Raw genomic sequence first — 2,743 nt, forward strand, 5'->3', positions numbered from 1 at the left:
GAACTGATCGAGTACTTAAACGATGTCAACCGTGAGCATGCCGCGGTACTGGTCGAGCAGAACATCAATGGCAGGACGGATACCTCTTATATCTACGGAGCGGAGATAAACGGCGGATTCGACCGGATCTCCCTTGACCGGTTCGATGGCAGCACCGGCTACTACCTCTACGATGCCAGAGGAAGTGTCTCCGGCATCACCAATGAAGAGGGACAGGTCTACCAGTCCTACCGTTACAGTGTCACCGGAGAGATCACCTTCGGTGCTCCGCAGTATGAGAACGAATATGCCTACAATGGGGAGTCCTACAACCCGAATATCGAGAGCCAGTATCTGAGGACAAGGTATTACTGTGTGGTAACGGCGGCCTTCCTCACCGAAGACAGCTACCTCGGCAGCCAGACAGAACCGCTGACGCTCAACCGGTATAATTACTGCGTGAGCAGCTATCTGAATTATACGGATCCGAGCGGAAACAGGGTCGAGGTCTATGAAAACCTGAAGGGCTGGATCCGTGATCCGGATGCACAGGCACAAAAGCCCCTGGAAGACTATGAAAAGAAACGCCTCGGCATAGAAGATGCCATAGAAAGCGGCCTGCTTGGCAATAAGGTAGGACAGATCTTCCTGGACTATGGGGATGTCATTATGGGGCCGCCGGTAACGCTGCCTTCGTCTTTGGTAGGTATAAGAGAAGCAATCAAGGGAAACTTTGACAGCAAAGAGATGCAGAGGACTGCAACCGCAGGATTTTATGCGGGTTTTGTGGGACAGGGGCTGGAATATGTCCAGATCATAAGCAAGGCAGACTACCAGTTAAGCCTGCTGATCGTAACGCAAAAGGGACTCAACGCAGCTGCCAATCCTCTTACATATGTGGAGTATTTCAGGAACTTCTCACCACAGGAGAAACTGGAAGCGGCAAAGAGAACCGCAAAGGGTGCATGGAACGGGGAATATGATTCTGCACTCGGCAGGAAAACCGGAGCGGCAACATTGGATTACCTTCTGGTGGCAATAGGCGGAGCCCTGATGAAGGGAGAGAGTGCTGCCTGTGAGGTGGCGGAGAGTGGTAGTAAGACTCATGTACCAAGTGTTAATACGCAAGTAGTGCGACATCCAGAAATAAAGTCACCTAATCAAGTGAAGACGAGTGATGTGACAAATTATTGGGACGATTATTTGGGTAGTAATCAAACCAATATACATCCAAGGACAGGATTATTGGATAATAATAGAATTTTTTCCGCAGATGGAACAAAGAGTATACGATTCGGTAATCATGAAATGGATAGTATGGGAACAACTAAGTTCCATTTTCACCTAGAAGAATGGAAATATGATCCAGTGAATGATGTTATGGACTACTTTAATACACTTGTTAGGATTAAGGAGTAGGTGGTAAAATGAAAATAGTTATTGACAAAGTATTAGATAAGAACATTTATTTTTCTACTGATTACGGTATGGCAAAGGGAATATGGAAAGGGACTAATAGACCAATCCAAAAGGAATATTGTGTTGAGTTGGATATTGACGGACTATACAGCTATGATAATGTATTTGTAAACAATACAAAAGAATATCAGATGAGAATATTCGATGGAAAAAATCAACTCACTTTATTATTGCTTGAATATGATGAAGATGGATGTGCCACTTTTCAATTAGGTGATTCAATTATAGAAATTGAAACTGCTTATGATGAGCGTTTTTATGCTTTAAAGAATTCCTATATAACGCTATTTGTAGAAAAATTAAATGTTTATGATGAAAACTTATAGGTAGATAATAATGCTTTAATTATGTATCCGTTTAAGGACATTAGAAATTAAACTGAATAGTAAGTATTTGAGCCAGCTGTCCATTGGTGGTATCAGCTGGCTCTTGTATTATGTAATATTCTCATTCGTATTTGTCCACTGGAATTGTACCTCGGAATTATAAAGTCGGTTGCTTACCATTAGCTTCGTATCGTTATCAAAGCGGACTTTCTGGAAATAGTAGTCTTTATTCATAAAATACTGCCCTAGTTTCATCTTCATCATATGCTCAGCATCTTCTTTATTGAAAGCACTATCGGATTTTGGTGGTGTACTTCTGCAATAGTAAAAAAATAGGTAGCATAGAAAAGTGATTTAGTAATACTGCCAAGACAAGTGAAATCTTTATAGATGATTGGAATGGTTAGCTGGATGCACCTAACCAGATGGACCGTTTTTAAAACAAATTTTTGTCGCGAAAGGGTGCGTTTTTTGAGGACAATTATGGTACCTACGTCTACACGTTCGAGTATGACCTCATGGGCAACCGTACCTACATGGAGAAAACCTTGCCTTGAACGGAACGGTTGTGGAGTGGCACAGATATGAGTATAATGAGAGTAACCAGCTGATCTCTGAAAAGCTCTACAATGGCAAGAAGACCACCAGCCTTGCCTATACCTATGATGCGGATGGCAACCGGATCAGTGAGACCGGGCGGATCGGCACGGACAAGGTGAACAGGACTTATGAATACTCCGTAGAGAATCGTCTGGCGGCAGTCCGTGACGGGGATGAACTGCTCCTTGCTGCGGCTTATGACGGTGACGGCAACCGGGTATTCTTATTGAACTATAATCTCCATACCGATGATGACTGGAAGGGTAATTCCGGCAACGGCAACGGGAACAACAAGGACAATTCCGGCAGCGGAAACAACGGAAAAGGAAATTCCGGCAATAACGGCAATGGAAACGGCA

At 43.7% G+C, this 2,743-nt stretch carries 4 protein-coding genes; 3 read left to right on the top strand and 1 reads right to left on the bottom strand.

Features of this window, described 5'->3' with window-relative positions; genetic code table 11:
- Both DW835_RS17620 and DW835_RS17625 read left to right on the top strand, forming a co-directional pair.
- Positions 1-1,398 (top strand): RHS repeat-associated core domain-containing protein (locus DW835_RS17620; RefSeq protein ID WP_279221293.1); only part of this gene is annotated, 1,398 nt, incomplete at its 5' end.
- An 8-nt stretch (positions 1,399-1,406) separates the two neighbouring features.
- Positions 1,407-1,784 (top strand): hypothetical protein, encoded by a 378-nt coding sequence (locus tag DW835_RS17625; protein ID WP_117467607.1) that lies wholly within the window; start codon positions 1,407-1,409, stop codon positions 1,782-1,784.
- 108 nt (positions 1,785-1,892) lie between these two features.
- On the opposite strand, the gene DW835_RS17630 is transcribed toward DW835_RS17625, so the two are convergent.
- On the bottom strand, positions 1,893-2,048 hold the full coding sequence (locus DW835_RS17630; protein WP_181968774.1) for a hypothetical protein: 156 nt from the start codon (positions 2,046-2,048) through the stop codon (positions 1,893-1,895).
- 289 nt (positions 2,049-2,337) lie between these two features.
- On the opposite strand from DW835_RS17630, the gene DW835_RS17635 reads away from it, so the two are divergent.
- On the top strand, positions 2,338-2,743 hold a 406-nt coding region (locus DW835_RS17635), incomplete at its 3' end, for a hypothetical protein (protein WP_347559407.1).

It is taken from the genome of Clostridium sp. AM34-9AC (assembly GCF_003480225.1).
GTDB classification, from domain to species: Bacteria; Bacillota; Clostridia; order Lachnospirales; family Lachnospiraceae; genus Acetatifactor; species Acetatifactor acetigignens.

Coding starts and splice junctions, on each gene's coding strand:
- DW835_RS17625 (WP_117467607.1), top strand. CDS start 1,407: ATGAAAATAGTTATTGACAAAGTATTAGATAAGAACATTTATTTTTCT.
- DW835_RS17630 (WP_181968774.1), bottom strand. CDS start 2,048: ATGATGAAGATGAAACTAGGGCAGTATTTTATGAATAAAGACTACTAT.